Origin of the sequence: Mesorhizobium sp. Ca11, from assembly GCF_020165275.1 — a bacterium.
Lineage (GTDB): Bacteria > Pseudomonadota > Alphaproteobacteria > Rhizobiales > Rhizobiaceae > Mesorhizobium.
This window is the reverse complement of the sequence record NZ_JAIUHU010000001.1, coordinates 671,843-691,428: the sequence shown is the minus strand read 5'-3', so window position 1 is coordinate 691,428 and position 19,586 is coordinate 671,843. Positions and strand designations below refer to the sequence as shown.

The following is a 19,586-nucleotide window of genomic DNA, read 5'->3' as shown; positions in this document are numbered from 1 at the left end:
AAGCAAGGTTCTCACATGGCTGACTGGTCCGCCGCCCAATATCTGAAGTTCGAGGATGAGCGCACACGGCCCGCGAGGGATCTGGTGGCGCAGGTGCCGGTCGATTTTCCGCGCCGCGTCGTCGATATCGGCTGCGGTCCGGGCAATTCCACCGAGCTTCTGGTCGAGCGCTGGCCGGATGCCCAGGTGAGCGGCTTCGACACCTCGCCCGACATGATTGAGAAGGCGCGGGCGCGGCTGCCGAATGTCAATTTCGAGCTGGCGGATGCCGCCGGATGGCAGCCCGAGCATCCCATCGACGTCATCTTCGCCAATGCCGTCTTCCAATGGCTGCCGGAGCATCCGGCGGTGTTCCAGCGGCTGATGGGATTGCTGGCGCCAGGCGGCGCCCTCGCCATTCAGATGCCCGACAATCTCGGCGAGCCTTCGCACCAGCTGATGCGCGAAACCGCGGCCGAGATGCCGTTCTCGGCGAAGCTCGAGGGTGCCGCGCGCGGGCCGCTGCCGCCGGTGTCCTTCTATTACGATCTTCTGTCGCCGCTCGCCGACCGGCTCGACATCTGGCACACCATCTACAACCATCCGCTGGCCGATGCCGAGGCGATCGTCGAATGGGTCAAGTCGACGGGCCTGAAGCCCTTCCTCGATCCGCTCGATGCGGATGAGAAGAAGCTGTTCCTCGACAGCTACACCGCCAAGATCGCCAAAGCCTATCCGAAAACGGCTACCGGCAAGGTGCTGCTGCGCTTCCCGCGCATCTTCATCGTGGCCAAGCGCGCTTGAGCATCCACCACCTGAATGCCAGCGGTGGTTGTCGAATTAAGCTGGAATAAACCGGGCAAATGCGACAAGTGTAGCGCCTCGCCTCGGCACAACTTGGCGCCCCCTCGGACGGATTGGACATGCATCGCGTCATCATCAGCGGCATCGGCGCCGAAATCCCTGAACCCGTCATCACCAATGAAGAGCTGGTCGCAAGCTTCAACAGCTGGGTCGATACCGAGAATGCGCGCCGCGCCGACACCGGGGAGCCGCTTTTGCAAAAGTCGGATAGCGACTTCATCGTGCATGCCTCGGGCGTGAGAAGCCGTCATGTAATCGAGCGCGAGGGCATCCTCGACCCGACCCGCATGTCGCCGCGCATTCCGGCGCGGCCAGACGACGCGCTGTCGCTGGAGGCGGAGTTCGGCCTCGCCTCTGCCAGGAAGGCGCTTGCCCATGCCGGGGTCGACGGGTCGGACATCGACCTGGTGATCTGCTCGGCCTCGCACCATCAGCGGCCCTATCCGGCCATCGCCATCGAGATGCAGGAGGCGCTGGGAACCAGGGGCGCCGGCTTCGACATGGGGCTTGGCTGCTCTTCCGCCGCGGCGGCGCTGCATGTCGCGGTCAATCTGGTGAGAGCAGGGGCGCACAAGCGCATCCTGGTGTCGACGCCGGAGATCATCACCGGGCATCTCAACTTCCGCGACCGGCAGACGCATTTCATCTTCGGCGACGCCTCGGTCGCCATGGTCGTCGAGGGGCTGGCGCAAGGCGAGAAGCGGCCAGGACGTTTCGAGGTGCTCGACACGCGCACCTGGACGCAGATGTCGAACAACATCCGCACCAATCTCGGCTATTACACGCGCACCGCCCAGAACGATCCCTACATGATCAACCTGGAAGGCAACCTCATCAAGCAGGTCGGCAACAAGGTGTTCAAGGAAGTCACCGTCGCCGGCCAGAAATTCATCGTCGAGTTCCTGGCCGAGCACGGGCTGACGCCGGCAGGCATCCGCCGCTTCTGGCTGCATCAGGCCAATGCGCGCATGAATGCGATGATCCTGAAACTGTCCTTTGGCCACGACGTCGACCATGACCGCGCGCCGATGGTGCTGGAGCGGCTCGGCAACACCGCCGGGGCCGGCGCGATCGTGGCGCTGTCGGAGAACCATGCCGACATGAAGGCCGGCGATTTCGGCCTGATCTGCGCCTTCGGCGCCGGCTATTCGATCGGCGGCGCGCTGCTCAGGATGCTTTAAGCCGGTGCGAAGGGCACCAGCATCGGCACGCGCCTGGCGTAATCGTCATAGGCCGGGCCGAGCTCACCGCGCAGGAAGCTCTCTTCCAGCCGCGCCTTGACGACGACGCCGACGAGCAGCAGCGCGGCGCCGGCGATGCCCCAGACCGTGCCCTTAACGGCCATGGTCGCCAGGACGGACAGCAGCAGTCCGGTGTAGATCGGGTGGCGGACCAGGCCATAGGGGCCGGTATCGATGACGCGATGATCAGCCTTGGCGGTGACGTTTGCCGACCACAGCCGGCCGAGATGCAGGCGCGCCCACCAGGCGAAAGCGATGCCGATGGCGATCAGGGCGACGCAGATCCAGGCTTCGGCAAGCGTCGGCGTCCACAGCCGCAGCCTGCCGGCATAGCCGTGCGCCGGCACGAACAGCAGGATGGTGCCGGCGAGCCAAAGGACCCGATAACGCGCCTCCGACTTGAGATCGGCGCGCTTTTGCGCTGGGTCTGCCCAGCCAGCGGCAAGGATCCAGGATACCACCCAGAACAGCCAAAGCGCCGCTACAGCGTGTCCGACCTGCATGATCGAGCCTCCTCCCTCCCGATATAGCGCGCATCGTTTATGACGGCCGCACGGCGGCAATGCGACCCGTGTGCAGCGGGGCGGCGTTTTCTGGTAATAACGTCGTGATCGCCATCAAACGATGTGATCGGATCATCAGCGCTTTCGACTGGACCGCCTTCTCAGCGGCCTTTAGACCAGCGGCATGCAGGAAACGAACCTAGAGCTTTTTCCAGCGGCCGAACCGACAATCGACATCGTGCCCGGCCGCAAGCTGACGGCAAAGGCGGCGGCGCTCTATGCCGCTCCGCACGATCATTTCGAGACAAAACGGGTGGAGGAACTGCGGCTCGGCTTCGACGGCATCGAGGGCGATTTCCATGCCGGCGCAACGCGGCGGTCGGGCGGGCGCGAGCCTTGGTATCCGCGCGGCACCGAAATGCGCAACGAGCGGCAATTGTCGCTTGTGGCCGCGGACGAGCTCGCCATCATCGCGCAACGCATGGGGATCGAGCAGATCAAGCCGGAGTGGATCGGCGCCAATCTTGTGGTCGAGGGCGTGCCGCATCTTTCGATGCTGCCGGCCGGCTCGCTGATGTTCTTCAAGGGCGGCGTGACGCTCAAGGTCGACGGCCAGAACAAGCCGTGCCGGTTCGCCGGGCAGTCGATCGCCGAGCATGTCGGCGCAGCGGATCAGGAGGCCACCGCGCTGCTCTTCCCAAAGGAGGCGAAACGGCTGCGCGGCCTTGTCGCCTGGGTCGAGAAGCCGGGCGTCATAAGAGCTGGCGAAGAGATTTCCATCCGGGTGCCCGAGCAGTGGACCTATCGAGCCTGAACAAAGAGGCCGCGCCGCTTTCGCGGCGCGGCGTTCGCGGTTAGGCCGCCTTGCGGTTCTTGTTGGCGCCCTGCGCCATTACCGAGACGTGATCCCATTTCTCCCAAGTGGCGATGCGGTTGGCATATTCCTGCCGGATCATCGGCAGTCCGCCGTCGCCGAAGAAGACCCTGAGCGGCGGCTCGGCGGCATCGACGATCGCCAGCATCGCCGGGCCGGTCGCTTGCGGATCGCCAGCGACGGAACGGCTGCGGCGCTCGGCCATCGCTGCGCGGACCGGCTCATAGGCGTCCAATGGTTTGGAGACCCTGGCCGACGGCCCGGCCCAGTCCGTGGAGAAGCCGCCCGGCTCGACCAAGGTCACGTGAATGCCGAACTCCGCGACCTCGAGGCTGAGCGACTGGCTGAAGGCTTCCAGCGCCCATTTTGAGGCGTGATAAAGGCCGAGCGAGGCAAAGGCGTTGACGCCGCCGATCGAGGAGATCTGGATGATGTGGCCTGAGCGTTGCGCCCGCATGACGGGAAGCACGGCCTGGGTCACCCAAAGCGCGCCGAAGACGTTGGTCTCGATCTGGTCGCGCGCCTCCTGCTCCGTGACCTCCTCGATGGCGCCGAAATGGCCGTAACCGGCATTGTTGACGACCACGTCGAGCCGGCCGAAACGCCTGTGCGCCTCGGCAACAGCGGCGTCGACGGCGTGCTTGTCGGTGACATCGAGCTTCATGGCAGCGACCTTGTCGCCATATTTCTCGACGAGATCGGCGAGTGTGCCGGCATCGCGCGCAGTTGCGGCGACGCGATCGCCGCGGGCGAGCGCGGCCTCGGCCCAGACGCGGCCAAAACCCTTCGACGATCCGGTGATGAACCAAACCTTATCAGTCATGATCTGCTATCCTTGCCCAGAGGGCGATGAATTCGGGGGGTAAACGGAGGAATCTCCGTTTATCCCCATGTACGGCGCCGCCGCCGTTTTTCCAGAGGCGGCACCCGAATTAATTGGCGGGATGCGGCGTAGAGGGCGCAGACGCCTATTCGTCCTCGTCGTCTTCCTGAAGCAGGCGTGTAGCGCGCCAACGGGTGAGCACCTCATTGGTCCGCCCGATGACGAAGAAGCGCGCCGAATCCCGGTCATAGCCCTCGGCGAGCAACTTCTCATAATCTGTGTGGACATGGCGGACATGGGCGATGGTGGCCAGCCATACCGCGATCGTCGGGGGCAGGGTCTTCATTTGCACGGAACCGGCGTCAGCGCGGATCTTTTCCATGTCGGCATAGGGCGCAAGCGGCAAAAGTGCGGTCAGCGCCTTGGCGATGGCACGGCGGCGGCCGGTGGGGGCGCTCATTTCTCGTCTCGCCCGGCAATCGTCGCTTCCGGGAAGGCATCCGTGGAAGCGTAATAAGGCTTGATGTCGATGACCGGTGTGCCGTCGAGCACATCGATGGCGTCGATCTCGATCCGACCGGCCTCGATGTCGAGCGCGGCGAGCTTCGCTACATGCAGGCCGACAGGGTTGGGCCGGGCAGGGGAGCGCAGCGAGAAAACGCCTTTCGCTTCAGCCGCGTGGCGCGGTTTCTGCACAATCAGATTCCGCGGCGCGTGATGGAGCCAGGACAGGATGACGACGTGGCTGGCGCGTTCCAGGTTTTGCAACCCCAGGCGATAGGGCTGGTCGATCAGGACTGTCGCGGTTCGCCCGGTTTGCCGGGCGGCGAGCATGTTCTTGGGGCAATCCTCGCGACTGGTCCATGGTGAGACGATGCGGCCGATGAAGACCACTTGGCCGTCCGGCGGCAACTGCGCCGGGTCGGCAGCAAGAAGCATTTCACCTTGGCGTGTCTCAAACATCCTGTTCATCCCGCCCAGAAACCGCCTGCCGGCGCGGATCGCGGCTGCGCCATTTTCTTGTCCGGAAGCGACATAGCGCTTGCCAGGGTATCAAAATCGACATAAACATATCTTTATATCTTTCAACGAGAGCCCGCTCATGCATGTCTCGCTCGACACAATGGTAGATACATTGAAGGCGGCGGCCGAATCCAGCCGGCTGCGCATCCTGGTGCTGCTTTCACGCGGGGATCTCACCGTCTCCGACCTCACCGAGATCCTCGGCCAGTCGCAGCCGCGCGTCTCGCGGCACCTCAAGCTGCTGCTCGATGCCGGGCTGATCGGCCGCTATCAGGAAGGGTCCTGGGCTTTTTTCAGGCTGACCGACATCGATAATTCGCGCGATTTCGTCCAGCGTCTGGTCTCGGCCATAAGCGAGGCCGATCCGCAGGTGGTGCGAGATCTCGAGCGGCTGGCGGCGGTCAAGCGCAAGCGGCAGGACCGGGCTGCCGAGTATTTCTCCGAGAATGCCGCGAGTTGGGATCATATCCGCTCGCTGCATGTGCCGGACCGCGCGGTGGAAGCGGCACTCATCAAGCTCGTCGGCAAGCGGCCGTTCCAGTCGATGCTCGACCTCGGCACCGGCACGGGCAGGCTGCTCGAAATCTTCGCGCCGCTCTACCGGCGCGGCGTCGGCATCGACATGTCGCGCGAGATGCTGAGCGTGGCGCGCGCCAATCTCGACAAGGCCGGCATCGCCAATGCGCAGGTACGCCAGGGCGACATCTTTTCGCCGCCGGTCGAGCGCAACGCCTTCGATCTCGTCACAATCCACCAGGTGCTGCACTATCTCGACGATCCCGCGCGCGCCATCGCCGAGGCGGCGAGGCTGCTCAGGCCATCAGGCCGGCTGATCGTCGTCGACTTCGCGCCCCACGCGCTCGAATTCCTACGCGACCAGCACGCCCATATGCGGCTGGGCTTTTCCGACCGGCAGATGTCCGACTGGTTCGCCGAGGCCGGCCTCGATCTCGAGGACAGCCAGGAATTCGAGCCGCGTGGCGGTAACGAGGCAAGGCTTACGGTGAAGCTCTGGCTCGGCCGCGATCGGCGACTGCTGATCGCCGATCCATCCAATGACTCGCTACCCGCCAAGGCATATCCAATGGGGGAAACAGCCTGATGAACCAGTTCCGCTTTTCCCGCCGCCCCGACATCGGTGACAAGGTCCGGGTCTCGTTCGAATTCTTCCCGCCGAAGACCGACGAGATGGAAGCAAGGCTGTGGGACACGGTTACAAAGCTGGAGCCGCTCAAACCGAAATTCGTCTCGGTGACCTACGGCGCTGGCGGTTCGACCCGCGAGCGCACGGCGCGCACGGTCAAGCGCATCTTGAACGAGACGACGCTGACGCCGGCGGCGCACATGACTTGCGTCGATGCCGCGCGCGATCAGGTCGACACGGTCATTCGCGAATTCGCGGATATGGGCGTCAAACGTTTCGTCGCGTTGCGCGGCGATCCGGCGGCCGGTGTCGGCGCAAGTTACCACCCGCATCCCGACGGCTATGCCAATGGCGCCGAACTGGTCGGGGCGCTGAAGAACGCCGGCGATTTCGACATCTCGGTCTCGGCCTATCCGGAAAAGCATCCGGAAAGCCCGGATTTTGCCACCGACATCGATATGCTGAAGCGCAAGGCCGACAATGGCGCGACGCGGGCGATCACCCAGTTCTTCTTCGACAACGACCTTTACGAGCGCTATGTCGAGCGGGCGCGCCGCGCCGGCATCTACATCCCGATCGTGCCAGGCATCCTCCCGGTGCATAATTTCACCCAGGTCGCCAATTTCTCGTCGCGCTGCGGGGCGCTGGTGCCGGCCTGGCTGGCCGAGCGGTTCGAGGGGCTGGAGAACGACCCGCAGACGCATGCCCTCGTGGCCTCCGCCGTGGCCGCCGAACAGGTGCTCGACCTTGTCGAGCGCGGCGTCGGCGACTTCCATTTCTACACGATGAACCGCGCCGATCTCGTCTTTGCCGTCTGCCACATGATCGGCATCCGCTCGCATGAGACGGAGGCGGCGGGTTCGGCCGCCGCATAGGGCAGGCTGCAACGGAAAAGGCCGGGTAGAACCCGGCCTTTTCGAACTGTTTGGACTATATCTCGGTACTGGTCTTCCCGGTTTTGGCGGGTCAGGGAAGAACACCTATGATAAGGGCACCGATGAATGCGAATGCGGCACAAATCATCAACGCGTTGATCGGCCTCGTCAGTCCCATGCCATAGCCTCCTCTTCAGAGCTATGGCCGGAATCTAGAGTCATTTGGGTTACAGGCAAGCGGAAAACGTGCTGCAATGCGACATGATTGTGGGATTTGCGACTTCCGATTTATCGTTAGCCGTTGAAACTCTTCGGCAAAAGCCGCCTCAAGCGTTGTGAATAAATTGTGGCGGAGCCGTGGCATGACACCGCTACCATCGGCCAAACAAGCGACCGTCTATGGTGACCAGGCCGAGTCCGATCAGCGTCATGCCGCCGATCTCGAACAGGGCCAGCCGTTCGCCGAGGAATAGGAAGCCGAGCAGCACCGCACTGACCGGCACGACCAGGGTGACCAGCGAGGCATTGGTGGCGCCGGCCGAGGCGACGAGGTTGAAATAGAGGATGTAAGCAAAGGCGGTTGAAAGCAGCGCCAGGCCCAAAACCGCGGCCCAGACGGGCGGCGAGACCGAGAAAAGCCCCGCGGGGCCATACGCAATCAGCACGAGCGGGATCATGATGATGGTCGATGCGGTCAGCTGTCCGGTGGCGACGACGGGTGACGGCACGCCTTTGAAGCGGCGCGCGATCATCAGGGCGATGGCGTAGGAGATCGAAGCGCCGATCAATGCGAACTTGGCCCACACCGGTCCGCCAAGCCCGGCAAGCAGGCCGGGTCCGATCATCACCGCGGTGCCGGCGACACCGAGCGCGATGCCGGCGAACTTGTTCCAGGATAGCTTCTCGTCGGTGGTGAGCGCATTGGCCAGGATCAGCGTCCAGAACGGCGTCGTGGCGTTGAGTACCGAAGCGACGCCGGCGCCGAGCTGCGTCTGGCCGGCGAAGATCAGCGAGAAGGGCACGACATTGTTGGTGAGCGCCAGCAGGAAGAACAGGCCGGCATGCGGGAAGGCGAGCCGGAACGAAGGGCCGCGGGCTGCCAGATAGAGGTGAAGTGCCGCCGCGGCGATGGCGACGCGGAACAGCACCAGCGCCAGCGGATGGATCTCGGAAACGGCGATGCGGGCAAAGAAGAACGAACCGCCCCAGATCGCGCCGAGCAGGAGAAGCTGCGCCCAATCCTTGAGCGTCATCGCTCCGCGCGTCGGCGCGGCGCCGGCCGTAATCGACATGTCCTGTTCCTCCCCGGGGCCGATCGCAACCTCGGCCCGTAAAGCATCTCAAGAACCGATATCGGGTTCGGCGGCAAGAGCCACCCGAAACATGACCGCTGGTTTAGCGTCGCCAAAATGTGCAGCAGGCCGCTCCGGATCGCCAAGACACAGAACTGTTTTCTTTGGCGGCTAGCTAGGATTAATTGTGCGCGCTCCAGACCTGAGGATTCGTCCATGCAGCGATTCGAAAATGCCCGTGAGGCGGCACTGGCGCTTCGTCCCGACGACCCGGTCTACTGTTTCCGCCCGCAGGTGCTGAAGGAGGATGCCCTGCAGTTCATGGGCATGTTTCCCGGCAAGACCGCTTATGCGGTCAAGACCAATGGCGAGCAGATCGTTCTCAAGACGCTGGTCGAGGCCGGCGTCAGCGCCTTCGATGTCGCCTCGCCAGGCGAGTTCGCCGCCGTGCGCGCCGTCTCGCCCGACGCCGAGATGCTCTACATGCATCCGGTCAAAGCGCAGTCGGACATCAAGCTGGCGCTTGAAAAATACGGCATCCGGGTGATCTCGCTCGACCATGAGGACGAGATCACCAAGCTGACGCGCGTCGTGCGTGCGCTCGATATCGACCCGGGCGCTCTCACCGTCTTCGTGCGCATCCAGACCAAGGGCCACGCGGCTTACGAGCTGTCGAAGAAGTTCGGCGCCGGGCCGGCCAATGCGGTCGAGCTTGCCGAGCGGCTGAACCGCACCGGCTACAAGGTCGGCCTCTGCTTCCATGTCGGCAGCCAGATCGAGGATCCCGATACCTATGAACGTGCGCTCGCCTCGGCCGACTGGGTGCGCAACCGCCTGACCTTCGACATTGCCGGGCTGGATGTCGGCGGCGGCTTTCCCGCCGAATACGGCCACGACCCCAATCGCAGGCACATCGAGATGCCGTCGCTCGGCCAATTGATGTCGCGGCTGGCCGGCGACCTGAAAGAATATCAATTCGACCAGATGCCCTTGGTGGCCGAGCCCGGACGCGTGATCGTAGCGCGATGTCTCTCGCTGATCGTGCGTGTGCTGTTGCGCAAGGGCAAGCGGCTCTACATCAATGACGGCATCTGGGCGTCGTTGTCGGATTCATGGACCGGCAAGATCACGCTGCCGGCGCGCTTCATTCCCGATCCCGCGATCCGTACCCGCAACGGCAACGAAAACACCATCGTGCCGTTCAAGGTCTGCGGCGCGACCTGCGATTCCGTCGATATCCTGTCCAGGCCATTCTGGCTGCCGGAAACGGTCGACACCGGCGACTGGATCGAGATCGGCCATATCGGCGCCTACTCGCTGTCGCTGAGAACCCGCTTCAACGGCTTCTTCCCCGATACGTTCGTCGAGGTGACGACGCCCTTCGACGAGGGCGATGCGCCGCAGGGCTTTGCCAGCCTGGAGACGATGGCGGATTGAGCTCCCCTTCTCCCGCAAGGGGAGAAGGACAGGGCGCTACAGCTTTGCCAAAAGCTCGGGTGTCGGCCAACCGTCTACCGGCAGGCCAAGGCGCATCTGCTCCTTGCGGACCGCTTCGCGCGTGTTGGTGCCCAGGATGCCGTCGACGGTGCCGACGTCGTAGCCCTTGGCCTCGAGCTTGGTCTGCAGCGCCTTCATCTGGTCGCCGTTCAGGCCTTGCTCGGGCGTGCGCGGATCGAATTGCGGCGCGCCGGCAAGGCGGCTCGCAAGCACTGCCGCCGTCAGCGCGTAGGTGAAGGACTGGTTCCATTCCAGATAGACGTCGAAATTGTCATAGGTCAGGAAGGCGGGACCCTTGCGGCCCATCGGCAGCGCCAGGCCAGCCTTGAGACCATTGTCGATGAGCGGGTTGCCGTTGGGTCCGGTGACGCCCCACTGCGCCCATTGCGACAGCGGCAGCTTGTTGGTGCGGCCGGTCTGGTCCCATGGCATTTCGTCGGGGACACGCACTTCCTGGACCCAGGGCTGGTCGCGCTTCCAGCCGCGCGACATGATCTTGTCGGCCGTGGTCATGATGACGTCCGGCACGCTGTTCCTCAGATCGACCTTGCCGTCTCCGTCGCCGTCGACGCCGCGCGCCAGATAGTCGGTCGGCAGGATCTGCGTCTGGCCGATCTCGCCGGCCCAGGCGCCCTTGACGTCGGCGGGCAGCACGCCGCGGTCGATCAAGGTAAGCAGCGGCACCAATTGCTGCCGAAACAGCTGGGGACGGCGGCAATCATACGAAAGCGTCACCAGCGCATTCAGCGTATGGAAGTCGCCCTGGACGGCGCCGAAGTCGGTCTCCAGCCCCCAGAAAGCAGCGATGATGGCCGGCTGGACGCCGAACTCCTTGTCGGCGCGGTCGAAGATTTCGGCATATTTCTTCAGATTGGCCGCACCCTGCTTCAGGCGGTAGGCCGAAATCATGCGGTTGGCGAATTCGGTGAAAGTCTGGGTGAAGACACCCTGGGCGCGGTCGCGCGCCAGCGCCCGCTGATCGATGGTGGCGTCCTCCAGCGCGTCGAGCCCGACGGCGCCGACGCCGGCTGCCTTGGCTTCTGCCGCGACGCCCTGTTTCCAAGCCTCGAAATCGCCGCCGCATTCCTGCGCCGCCGCGGGCATCGCAAGCGCGCCGACGAAGAGCGCCGCCAGGATTTCAACGCGCAATCGCATCGCTTTCCTTTCGAGACCGGCGCATGACCCGATCGCGACCCCGGACGGGATCGGACGGGCGCATGCGAGGATTTCAAAGCTCCGGAGCCTCGCCAGGCACTCGCACGAGTACGCCGCTCCAGATTACCAGCGGTTGCATGTTTCGCCGCCCGCCGTGTCGAAAAGCAGGCGCGGCGGCCGATGTCAACGGGTGTTCTGCCGCAGCCACTTCTTCCAGGCAGCTTCCGAGCCGTTGAAGACGTTGATGTCGGACTTGCCGGTCATGCCGGGCACGATGCCGGTGCCGGTGTACTGCCAGAAGGTGAAGGGGTGGCTGCCGTATTTCTCGCGCGGATGGCCGGCGACCGAGCGCAGCCAATAGGGATAGCCGCGGAAGGTCGCCAGTTGGTTGTCGTCGAAGAAGTCGACCGAGGTGTAGATGATCGGCTTCTTGCCGTAATAGCGCTCGACCATTTGCAGGAAGACGGTCATCTCGCTGCGCACCGTGGCCGGGTCGGGGCGCAGCCTGCAGGTCGGCGATTTCGGGTTCCATTCCATGTCGAGCACCGGCGGCATTGCCGACGGGTCTCTCGGGACATTGGCGATGAACCAGCGCGCCTGGGTTTCGGCCGGCGTGCAGAAATAGAAGAAATGATAGGCCGCGCGCGGGACGCCGGCGGCCCTTGTACGCGCCCAGTGCTCGTTGAAATAGTCGTCGAAACGATCGCCGCCCTCCGTCGCTTTGATGAAGGCAAAGGAGATGCCGCTGGCCTTGGCGGTCGGCCAGTCGATCGAGCTCTGGTATTTGGAGACGTCCGTGCCGTGGATGGCGTAGGTCCATGGCGCGCCGCTGTCCCACTCATGCGGCTTGGAGTCCTCGAATTTGGGCGCGCGCACGGCAACCGCCTGCGACGACGGCGACAATGGTGAGAGGTCCTCCACAGTCGAGCAGGCGCCCAGCAGCGTAAGCATCAGGATGGCCGCAAGACGGCGCATGATATTCCCCGAGCCGGGATCAGCCGGCCGCTGATGGGTCCTTCATCGATGGTGGTCGCTTACGCGGGCCCCCTCCAGACGATCGCCCCACAAGACCGTCCTAGTTGCTCATTTGATCGCCGAACATGGTTGATAATCCATTGACGGCGCTCGACGATGCTGGCGATTTTGCGGAAGCAATGGCGGCAAATCGATGACATAAATCGAGCCGGCGAATCTAAAAGGCGGGGAAAGATGCGGGCCGTCGTGAAGTTCATCAAATGGCTGCTTGGGCTTGTGATCCTGGCGGTGGCGGCGCTCTTCGCGTGGCTCTATTTCGCGCCGCCAGAACTCATCCGCGTCGGCTCCGGCTACTCGGCCAAGATCGTCTGCTCGAACGTCTTCATCGCCGGCCGGGACGCCAAAGAGGTCCTGGCCATCGATGTGCAGGCACCAGGCCATCCGCTGCTGAAGCTAATGAAGGTCTCCGTCGATAAGGAAAGGGGACTGGTTTCGGCCGGCCTGCTTTGGGTTTTCGGCAAGAGTGTCGCGGTCGAGCGCGACGGCGTCGGTTGCGCGTCGGTTGCCGACGGCGACACCGGCAAGGCAAGGCAGACGTCGCTGCGCGCCGCGCCGCCGACCGCGGCGCAACCCGACGCGCTCTGGCCCGATGGCGAGCGGGTCGATGCTTCGCAGCACCCCGAAGTCGCGAAGATCGTCGACGATGTCGCCATGGCCGGCACCGGCATGCGCGCCATCGTGGTGGTGAAGAACGGCCGGATCATCGCGGAGCGTTATGGCGAGGGCTTTTCGGCCAAGACGCCGCTGCTTGGCTGGTCGATGACCAAGACGGTGAATGCCGCGATCGTCGGCACGCTGGTTAGGGACGGCAAGCTGGCGCTCGATAACAAGGGGCTCTTCGCACCGTGGAAGGCCGATGGCCGCGCCGCCATCAGCCTTGCCGACATGATGGCGATGTCAAGCGGGCTGGCGTTCAACGAGGATTACGGCGACGTCGCCGACGTGACGCGCATGCTTTATCTCGAACCGGACATGGCTCACTTCGCCGCGGCCCAACCTCTGACCGGCGAGGTGGGAAAAGTGTTTTCCTATTCGAGCGGTACGGCGGTGATGCTGTCGCGGCTGTGGCAGGACGCGATCGGCGACAAAGCGAAGGCGTTGGCATGGCCGCGTACGGCGCTGTTCGATCCGCTCGGCATGAAGAGCGCGGTGCTCGAGACCGACGAGCAAGGCACCTTCGTCGGCTCGTCCTATCTCTATGCCACGGCGCATGACTGGGCTCGCTTCGGCCAGTTCCTGCTGCAGGGTGGCGCCTGGAACGGAAACCAGATCCTGCCTGCCGGTTTCGTCGACTGGATGCGCGAGGCCGCACCGGCCTCAAAGGTGTATGGCAAAGGCCAGGTCTGGATCGAGGGGCCGGGCGATGAGGAAAATCCCGGCGCGGGCGTCACTGCAGGCCTGCCCAAGGACACCTATTGGATGGAAGGCCATGACGGCCAGACGGTGGCGATCATTCCGTCCGAGCAGTTGGTGGTGGTGAGGCTAGGTCTGACGCCGCGCAAGTTTGGCTATCGGCCACAAGCGATGGTCAGCGCGCTGGTGAAGGCGCTGCGCTGATCGCGTTTTTTTATTTGCGGGATCCGATCACGCCGAGCCAGGCGTACCCGCGATAAAGCGTTCTGAAACGGAAGGTTGCGCCAGTGCGCTGCGATTCCGATTCAAGCACGTCGCGCAGCGAGGCGCGCGGCGCGACATGGAATTTCCGCAGCCAGCCGCGCAGCAGGGTGCGGAACCAGCGCGGCAGGCCTTCCTGTTGGCCGAAATCGACGACATGCAATGAGCCGCCGGGCGCAAGCGCGGCGAGTGCGGCCGAAACCGTCTTTTCCCAGCCGGGGATCATCGACAGCGAATAGGACACGAAGACGCGGTCGAACTGCGCGATGCCGAAGAGCGCCATGGCATCGAAGTCGGTTGCGTCGCCACGCGACAGCCTGACTTTGTCGGACAGGCCTTCGCGAGCAATGGCCGCGCTAGCCGTCTCCAGCATCTCGGCCGAGATGTCCAAACCGAAGAAGCGCGCATCCGGATAGCGGCGGGCGGCAAGCGCAATGTTGCGGCCGGTGCCGCAGCCAAGCTCCAGCACGGTGCCGCCTTGCGGCACGTCCAGCCCGTCGATCAGCCGGTCGCGGCCGAGCAGGTAGTATTTGCGGGTCAGGTCGTAGATATGGCGCTGCCAGCGGTAGACGCCGTCCATCAGTTCGGCATGGCTGGCGGGCAGCTCCGTCGTGCTCATGCGGGACGCTTCACATAAAGGTGGAAGCCGCCATAGATCGCCGAGCGGTCTTTTGCCGAATATTCGCGCGAGGCGTCGGCCTCGTAGGTCCACTGGTCGAGCAGCGAACTGGAGACACGGCCGGGCAGGAGGCTCGGTTCGGCCGCGGTGCGGAAGATGACGCGGGCGCCGGCCGAGGCCGTGCGGGTGATCTCGGTCCACAGCGCGTTGAGCAGGTCGTCGGTCATCCAGTCCTGCGCGTCGAGCAGGACGAAGCGGTCGACGGTGCCGGCATCCTTGGCGGCCAGGAACTTGATCAGATTGGCGTGGTGGATGGCGACGCGATCGATGTTGTCGCGGATCGTTTTGTAATTGCGCTCTTCCAGATAAGCAGGCAGCGCGGCCTCGCCGGGCTGCGGATAGCGGCGGGCAAAGGCCTGCCAGGCGAAGTAATTGTTCTTGATCGGGAAATCGCAGGCGAGCTTTTCAAGGCGCGCCTTGAGCACGCTCGCCATCGAGCCGTCGCCGGATGTGATCAGCGAATCATACTGTGCCGGCGGGATGCCGAGGCCGAACAGCGAAGCTTTGCGCGAGGTCGCCCAGCGCAGCAGCTTCTTGTCGAAGACCGGTGCCAGTTCCTCATTGAAGAAGCGGCGCTGCTCGCCGATGTTTCCGGCCTTCATGATGCCGGCGGGATCGACGCCGAACAGTTTTGCGACGCGATGGCCCATGGCGATGAAGAGGCCGAGCAGGCCGGTCTGGTAGAAGTTACGGTCGAAAACCGAGATGCGGCGCCGGCCGCGCCAGTTGCGGCGTTCCCAGTAATGGCGGCTGACCGGATCGAGATGCGGTGCGATGAAGCGATCATAGGCATCGGAATTGTGGCTGGTGCCGGCGGCGCCGAAGAAACGGAACAGGTCGCCCTGCGACGGCAGGTGGCGCACCGCTTCCAGCTTCATGCGGTTCAGCGCGACATGCGCGGCATTGAGATCGACGGCGTCGATCCGGGCCGGCGTGCGGGTCAGGTAAGCCAGGATGTTGCAGCCGCCCGAGGCGATCGTGACGACTCGGTGCCCGGCGCCAAGTTGCATGGCCTCCATGTCGACATCGGGATCTTCCCAGATCTGCGGATAGACGAGGCCGGAGAACAGGAAGGCGAAGAGCCGCTCGGAAATGCCGTCCTTCGACAATGCCCGGTTCTGGTAGACGGCCTTTCCGACTTCCTTGCCTCGACGATAAACGAGTTCTCCGGATACGTCCGACATGGAAAGGTGATTCCCCGTTTGCGTTGGCGCAAGCGGGTAGCGCAGCGGCATGACAGGCAGGTGACAGCCTGTTGACGCTGTTCTTACGCTTTTCCGAACGCTCCGGGTGTCGGCGTGGTGACGATGACGGCCTCGCCGGCATCGAGCGTGGTCTGGTCGCAGGCCTTCAGGACGTCGACCGAGCCGTCATTGCGCCTGACCTTGGTCGAGCCCGCCTCGCCGTCACCGCCGCCGTCGAGGCCCTGGGGCGGGCGATTGCGGTGCGAGGACAGGATCGCGCATTCCATCTTTTCGAGGAAGCGGATGGTGCGCCTGGTGCCGTCGCCGGCATTCCACTTGCCCTTGCCGCCGGAATCCTTGCGGATATGGAAGTCTTCCAGCACGACGGGGAAGCGCAGTTCCAGCACCTCCGGATCTGTGAGGCGCGAATTGGTCATATGGGTATGGACGCCGGACGTGCCGGCAAAGCCCCGGCCCGAATTCATCCGGCCGGCCGGCGAGCCGGAGCAGATCGTCTCGTAATACTGGTATTTCTTGTTGCCGAAGGTGAGGTTGTTCATCGTGCCTTGGGCGTTGGCCATCGCGCCCATCGCGCCGAACAGCGCGTTGGTGACATGCTGCGAGGTTTCGACATTGCCGGCGACGACGGCGGCGGGATAGGACGGCTTGAGCATGCAACCATCCGGAATAACGATGTTGATCGGCCTGAGGCAGCCGGCATTCATCGGGATCATGTCCTCGACCATGACGCGGAAGGCATAGAGCACCGCGGCGCGGGCGACGGGCTCCGGCGCATTGAAGTTGTTCTTCATGACAGGCGACGTGCCGGTGAAATCGACGGTCGCCTCGCGCCTTTGCCGGTCGACGGTAATCTTCACCTTGATCACCTGGCCGGTGTCGGTGGGATATTCGTACGCCGCGCTGTCGGGAAGCCGCTCGATCACGCGGCGCACGCTCTCGGCGGCATTGTCCTGTACGTGGCCCATATAGGCCTCGACCACATCGAGCCCGAAATGCGCGACCATCTTGCGCAGCTCCGCCACGCCCTTTTCGTTGGCGGCGATCTGCGCCTTCAAGTCGGCGATGTTCTGGACGGGATTGCGGGCCGGATAAGGATGGTCGGTCAGCAGCGTCTCCAGCTCCTTCTCGCGGAAGCGGCCGCGATCGACGATGCGGAAATTGTCGAACAGCACGCCTTCTTCGTCGACCGTTGTCGCAAGCGGCGTCATCGAGCCCGGCGCGGTGCCGCCGACATCGGCGTGATGGCCGCGCGAGGCCGCCCAGAACAGGATTTCCTTGCGGGCGTCGTCAAACACCGGCGTCACTACGGTGATGTCGGGCAAATGCGTGCCGCCATTATAGGGCGCGTTGAGCGCGAAGACGTCGCCGGGATGGATATCGCCGGAGTTCAAGCGGATGATTGTCTCCACCGAACGGTCCATTGAGCCCAGATGCACCGGCATATGCGGCGCGTTGGCGACCAGCGCGCCATGGCGGTCGAACACGGCGCAGGAGAAGTCGAGCCGTTCCTTGATGTTGACCGAATAGGCGGTGTTCTGCAGCGTCACGCCCATCTGTTCGGCGATCGACATGAAGAGGTTGTTGAAGACCTCCAGCATCACCGGATCGGCCTCGGTGCCGAGTGCCGCGGCACGCGCCTTTCTTTCTGTCCGGCGTATCACAACGTGATTGAGACCGGTGATTTCCGCGCGCCAGCCCGGCTCGACGACGATGGTCTGGTTCGGCTCGATGATAAGCGCGGGCCCGGCGACAGTGTGCGACGGCCGCAGGCCTTCGCGGCGATAGACGCCGGCCTCGTGCCAGCGGCCTTCGGTGTAGATGCGCCGGCTTTCCAAAGGTTTGGGGTCAATTCCTGCCGGTCCGGCGGGCACAGGGGCTTCAGCCTTGTCCTGTCGGGCGGCTTCCATGCCTTCGACGGCGACGGTCTCGACGACGATCGGCTTATCGTCATAGACGAAACCGAACTGCGCCTTGTGCGCGGCCTCGAAATCGCTTCTGGCGCGGAAGATCGAGCCATGCTCGAAATTCACCGGCAGCGCCGTATCGGTGCCGTCATAGCGGATATGCAGGACAGGCCTCGTTGAAACCGCGTCCCCGGCAATGCCTTGCTCGCCGAGCTCGGCAATGACGTCGCCGCGCAGCGCCGCGATGAGCGCCTCGATCGCCGCGCGGGATTCTTCGGCAAGCGGCTGCAGCAGACCCTGTTGGCGCGAGGCGAAGACCGACGAGAGGCCGATGCCGTAAGCCGAGAGAAGGCCGGAGAAGGGATGGATGAGCACCGCCTCCATGCCGAGCGCATCGGCGACCAGGCAGGCGTGCTGGCCGCCGGCGCCGCCAAAACAGTTCAAGAGATATTCGGTGACGTCATAGCCGCGCTGCACCGAGATCTTCTTGATGGCGTTGGCCATGTTCTCGACGGCGATGGTGACAAAGCCTTCAGCGACCGCCTCGGGCGTCCGGCCGTCGCCGATTTCGGCGGCAAGCGCCGCGAATTTTTCGCCAACCGTGCCGATGTCGAGCGCTTGGTCTTGGCCCGCGCCGAAAATCGCCGGAAAGAAATCGGGCTGCAATTTGCCGAGCATGACATTGGCATCGGTGACGGCGAGCGGGCCGCCGCGCCGGTAGGCGGCAGGCCCGGGATTGGCGCCGGCAGAATCCGGGCCGACGCGGAAGCGGCCCGCCTCATAGTGCAGGATCGAGCCGCCGCCGGCGGCGACGGTGTGGATGCGCATCATCGGCGCGCGGATGCGAACGCCGGCGACCTCGGTGTCGAAAGCGCGCTCATATTCGCCGTCATAGTGGGCGACGTCGGTCGACGTACCGCCCATGTCGAAGCCGATGACCTTTTCGAAGCCGGCGAGCTTCGCCGTCTCGACCATGCCGACGACGCCACCCGCCGGTCCCGAAAGCAGCGCGTCCTTGCCCTGGAACATGTCGGCGGCGGTGAGGCCGCCCGACGACATCATGAACATCAGGCGCGGTCCGGCGCCCAGTTCGCCGGCCACCCGCTGCACATAGCGCGACAGGATCGGCGACAGATAGGCGTCGACCACGGTGGTGTCGCCGCGGCCGACCAGCTTGATGAGCGGAGAGACCTCGTGAGAGACCGAGATCTGGCTGAAGCCGATCTTGCGGCAGACTTTCGCCACGGCCTTTTCGTGGTCCGGGTATTTCCAGGCGTGCATGAAGACAATGGCGACCGCATCGATGCCGTCGGCCTTCGCCTGCTCGATCGCGGGGCGGCAGGCCGCGATGTCGAGCAGGCGCTCGACGCAGCCGTCGGCGCGAACGCGTTCATTGATCTCGATCACCCGCTCGTAGAGCTGCTCCGGCAGGATGATCTCCTTGGCGAAGATATCCGGCCTTGCCTGATACGCGATGCGCAAAGCGTCGCGGAACCCCTTGGTGATGAGCAGCAGCACACGGTCGCCCTTGCGCTCGAGCAGCGCATTGGTGGCTACGGTCGTGCCCATTTTGACGTCGCCGATCGCGTCGGCGGAGATGGCAACGCCGGCTTTCAAACCCAACAGGTCGCGGATGCCCTGGATGGCGGCATCCGCATACGCCTCGGGATTTTCGGACAGGAGTTTTCGGGGGTGCAGCCGACCTCGCGGATCACGGCCGATGATGTCGGTGAAAGTGCCGCCGCGGTCGATCCAAAAATCCCATTTCCCAGTTCCTGCGGCTGCCGGCATTCTGCTTATCCATAATCTCTTTGGGCGTATGTTGTGTTAGTTCGCGATTTCGGCGCCAGCAATCGCAAGTTGATGTTACACGTGGAAA

Annotated in this window: 17 protein-coding genes; 7 read left to right on the top strand and 10 right to left on the bottom strand. The window is 64.1% G+C overall.

The window, feature by feature from the left end; all coding sequences use genetic code 11:
- Positions 1 to 15 precede the first annotated feature (15 nt).
- Positions 16 to 783 carry a trans-aconitate 2-methyltransferase gene (gene tam / locus LB538_RS03335; protein ID WP_224531783.1) on the top strand — a complete coding sequence of 256 codons (768 nt, stop codon included), beginning with the start codon at positions 16 to 18 and terminating at the stop codon, positions 781 to 783.
- A 119-nt stretch (positions 784 to 902) separates the two neighbouring features.
- On the top strand, positions 903 to 2,024 hold the full coding sequence (locus LB538_RS03330; RefSeq protein WP_095768967.1) for a beta-ketoacyl-ACP synthase III: 1,122 nt from the start codon (positions 903 to 905) through the stop codon (positions 2,022 to 2,024).
- On the opposite strand, the gene LB538_RS03325 is transcribed toward LB538_RS03330, so the two are convergent.
- Entirely contained in the window at positions 2,021 to 2,587 is a 567-nt protein-coding gene (locus LB538_RS03325; RefSeq protein ID WP_140839651.1) for a methyltransferase family protein, read from the bottom strand. The genes LB538_RS03330 and LB538_RS03325 overlap by 4 nt on opposite strands.
- Before the next feature lie 184 nt (positions 2,588 to 2,771).
- Here LB538_RS03325 and LB538_RS03320 point away from each other — a divergent pair, with 184 nt between their 5' ends.
- Complete coding sequence (locus tag LB538_RS03320; protein WP_224531781.1) at positions 2,772 to 3,401, top strand: MOSC domain-containing protein; 630 nt, start codon at positions 2,772 to 2,774, stop codon at positions 3,399 to 3,401.
- A gap of 40 nt (positions 3,402 to 3,441) precedes the next feature.
- Here LB538_RS03320 and LB538_RS03315 read toward each other — a convergent pair whose 3' ends face one another.
- The 3 genes from LB538_RS03315 to tsaA form a co-directional block, all read right to left on the bottom strand.
- On the bottom strand, positions 3,442 to 4,284 hold the full coding sequence (locus tag LB538_RS03315; RefSeq protein ID WP_224522888.1) for an SDR family oxidoreductase: 843 nt from the start codon (positions 4,282 to 4,284) through the stop codon (positions 3,442 to 3,444).
- 145 nt (positions 4,285 to 4,429) lie between these two features.
- Positions 4,430 to 4,744 carry a DUF2293 domain-containing protein gene (locus LB538_RS03310; protein ID WP_224522887.1) on the bottom strand — a complete coding sequence of 105 codons (315 nt, stop codon included), beginning with the start codon at positions 4,742 to 4,744 and terminating at the stop codon, positions 4,430 to 4,432.
- Positions 4,741 to 5,247, bottom strand: coding sequence for a tRNA (N6-threonylcarbamoyladenosine(37)-N6)-methyltransferase TrmO (gene tsaA / locus LB538_RS03305; RefSeq protein WP_224522886.1), 507 nt, complete (start codon positions 5,245 to 5,247; stop codon positions 4,741 to 4,743). Before tsaA ends, LB538_RS03310 begins: the two co-directional genes overlap by 4 nt.
- 139 nt (positions 5,248 to 5,386) lie before the next feature.
- On the opposite strand from tsaA, the gene LB538_RS03300 reads away from it, so the two are divergent.
- Both LB538_RS03300 and metF read left to right on the top strand, forming a co-directional pair.
- Positions 5,387 to 6,409, top strand: a complete 1,023-nt coding sequence (locus LB538_RS03300) for an ArsR/SmtB family transcription factor (protein ID WP_095768972.1) — start codon at positions 5,387 to 5,389, stop codon at positions 6,407 to 6,409.
- A complete protein-coding gene (gene metF, locus LB538_RS03295) occupies positions 6,409 to 7,326 on the top strand; it encodes a methylenetetrahydrofolate reductase [NAD(P)H] (protein ID WP_224522885.1) in 918 nt (305 codons plus the stop codon). The genes LB538_RS03300 and metF overlap by 1 nt, the downstream gene beginning before the upstream one ends.
- A 371-nt stretch (positions 7,327 to 7,697) precedes the next feature.
- On the opposite strand, the gene LB538_RS03290 is transcribed toward metF, so the two are convergent.
- On the bottom strand, positions 7,698 to 8,618 hold the full coding sequence (locus LB538_RS03290) for a DMT family transporter (RefSeq protein ID WP_224522884.1): 921 nt from the start codon (positions 8,616 to 8,618) through the stop codon (positions 7,698 to 7,700).
- A gap of 216 nt (positions 8,619 to 8,834) precedes the next feature.
- On the opposite strand from LB538_RS03290, the gene LB538_RS03285 reads away from it, so the two are divergent.
- Entirely contained in the window at positions 8,835 to 10,055 is a 1,221-nt protein-coding gene (locus LB538_RS03285; protein ID WP_140839667.1) for an alanine racemase, read from the top strand.
- A 36-nt stretch (positions 10,056 to 10,091) separates the two neighbouring features.
- Here the strand turns inward: LB538_RS03285 and LB538_RS03280 are convergent, their stop codons facing one another.
- Positions 10,092 to 11,270, bottom strand: coding sequence for a lytic murein transglycosylase (locus tag LB538_RS03280; RefSeq protein ID WP_224522883.1), 1,179 nt, complete (start codon positions 11,268 to 11,270; stop codon positions 10,092 to 10,094).
- Positions 11,271 to 11,453: 183 nt separating this feature from the next.
- Positions 11,454 to 12,245 carry a GH25 family lysozyme gene (locus tag LB538_RS03275; RefSeq protein ID WP_140839671.1) on the bottom strand — a complete coding sequence of 264 codons (792 nt, stop codon included), beginning with the start codon at positions 12,243 to 12,245 and terminating at the stop codon, positions 11,454 to 11,456.
- A 234-nt stretch (positions 12,246 to 12,479) separates the two neighbouring features.
- Between LB538_RS03275 and LB538_RS03270 the strand changes: the two genes are divergently transcribed.
- A complete protein-coding gene (locus LB538_RS03270; protein ID WP_224522882.1) occupies positions 12,480 to 13,862 on the top strand; it encodes a serine hydrolase domain-containing protein in 1,383 nt (460 codons plus the stop codon).
- Between the two features lie 10 nt (positions 13,863 to 13,872).
- On the opposite strand, the gene LB538_RS03265 is transcribed toward LB538_RS03270, so the two are convergent.
- Genes LB538_RS03265 through LB538_RS03255 form a run of 3 tightly spaced genes read right to left on the bottom strand, consistent with a single transcriptional unit; the run spans position 13,873 to position 19,498 of the window.
- Positions 13,873 to 14,538, bottom strand: coding sequence for a class I SAM-dependent methyltransferase (locus tag LB538_RS03265; protein ID WP_224522881.1), 666 nt, complete (start codon positions 14,536 to 14,538; stop codon positions 13,873 to 13,875).
- A complete protein-coding gene (locus LB538_RS03260; RefSeq protein WP_224522880.1) occupies positions 14,535 to 15,833 on the bottom strand; it encodes a DUF3419 family protein in 1,299 nt (432 codons plus the stop codon). Before LB538_RS03260 ends, LB538_RS03265 begins: the two co-directional genes overlap by 4 nt.
- A 32-nt stretch (positions 15,834 to 15,865) precedes the next feature.
- Positions 15,866 to 19,498, bottom strand: coding sequence for a hydantoinase B/oxoprolinase family protein (locus tag LB538_RS03255; RefSeq protein ID WP_224522879.1), 3,633 nt, complete (start codon positions 19,496 to 19,498; stop codon positions 15,866 to 15,868).
- Between the last annotated feature and the right edge of the window lie 88 nt (positions 19,499 to 19,586).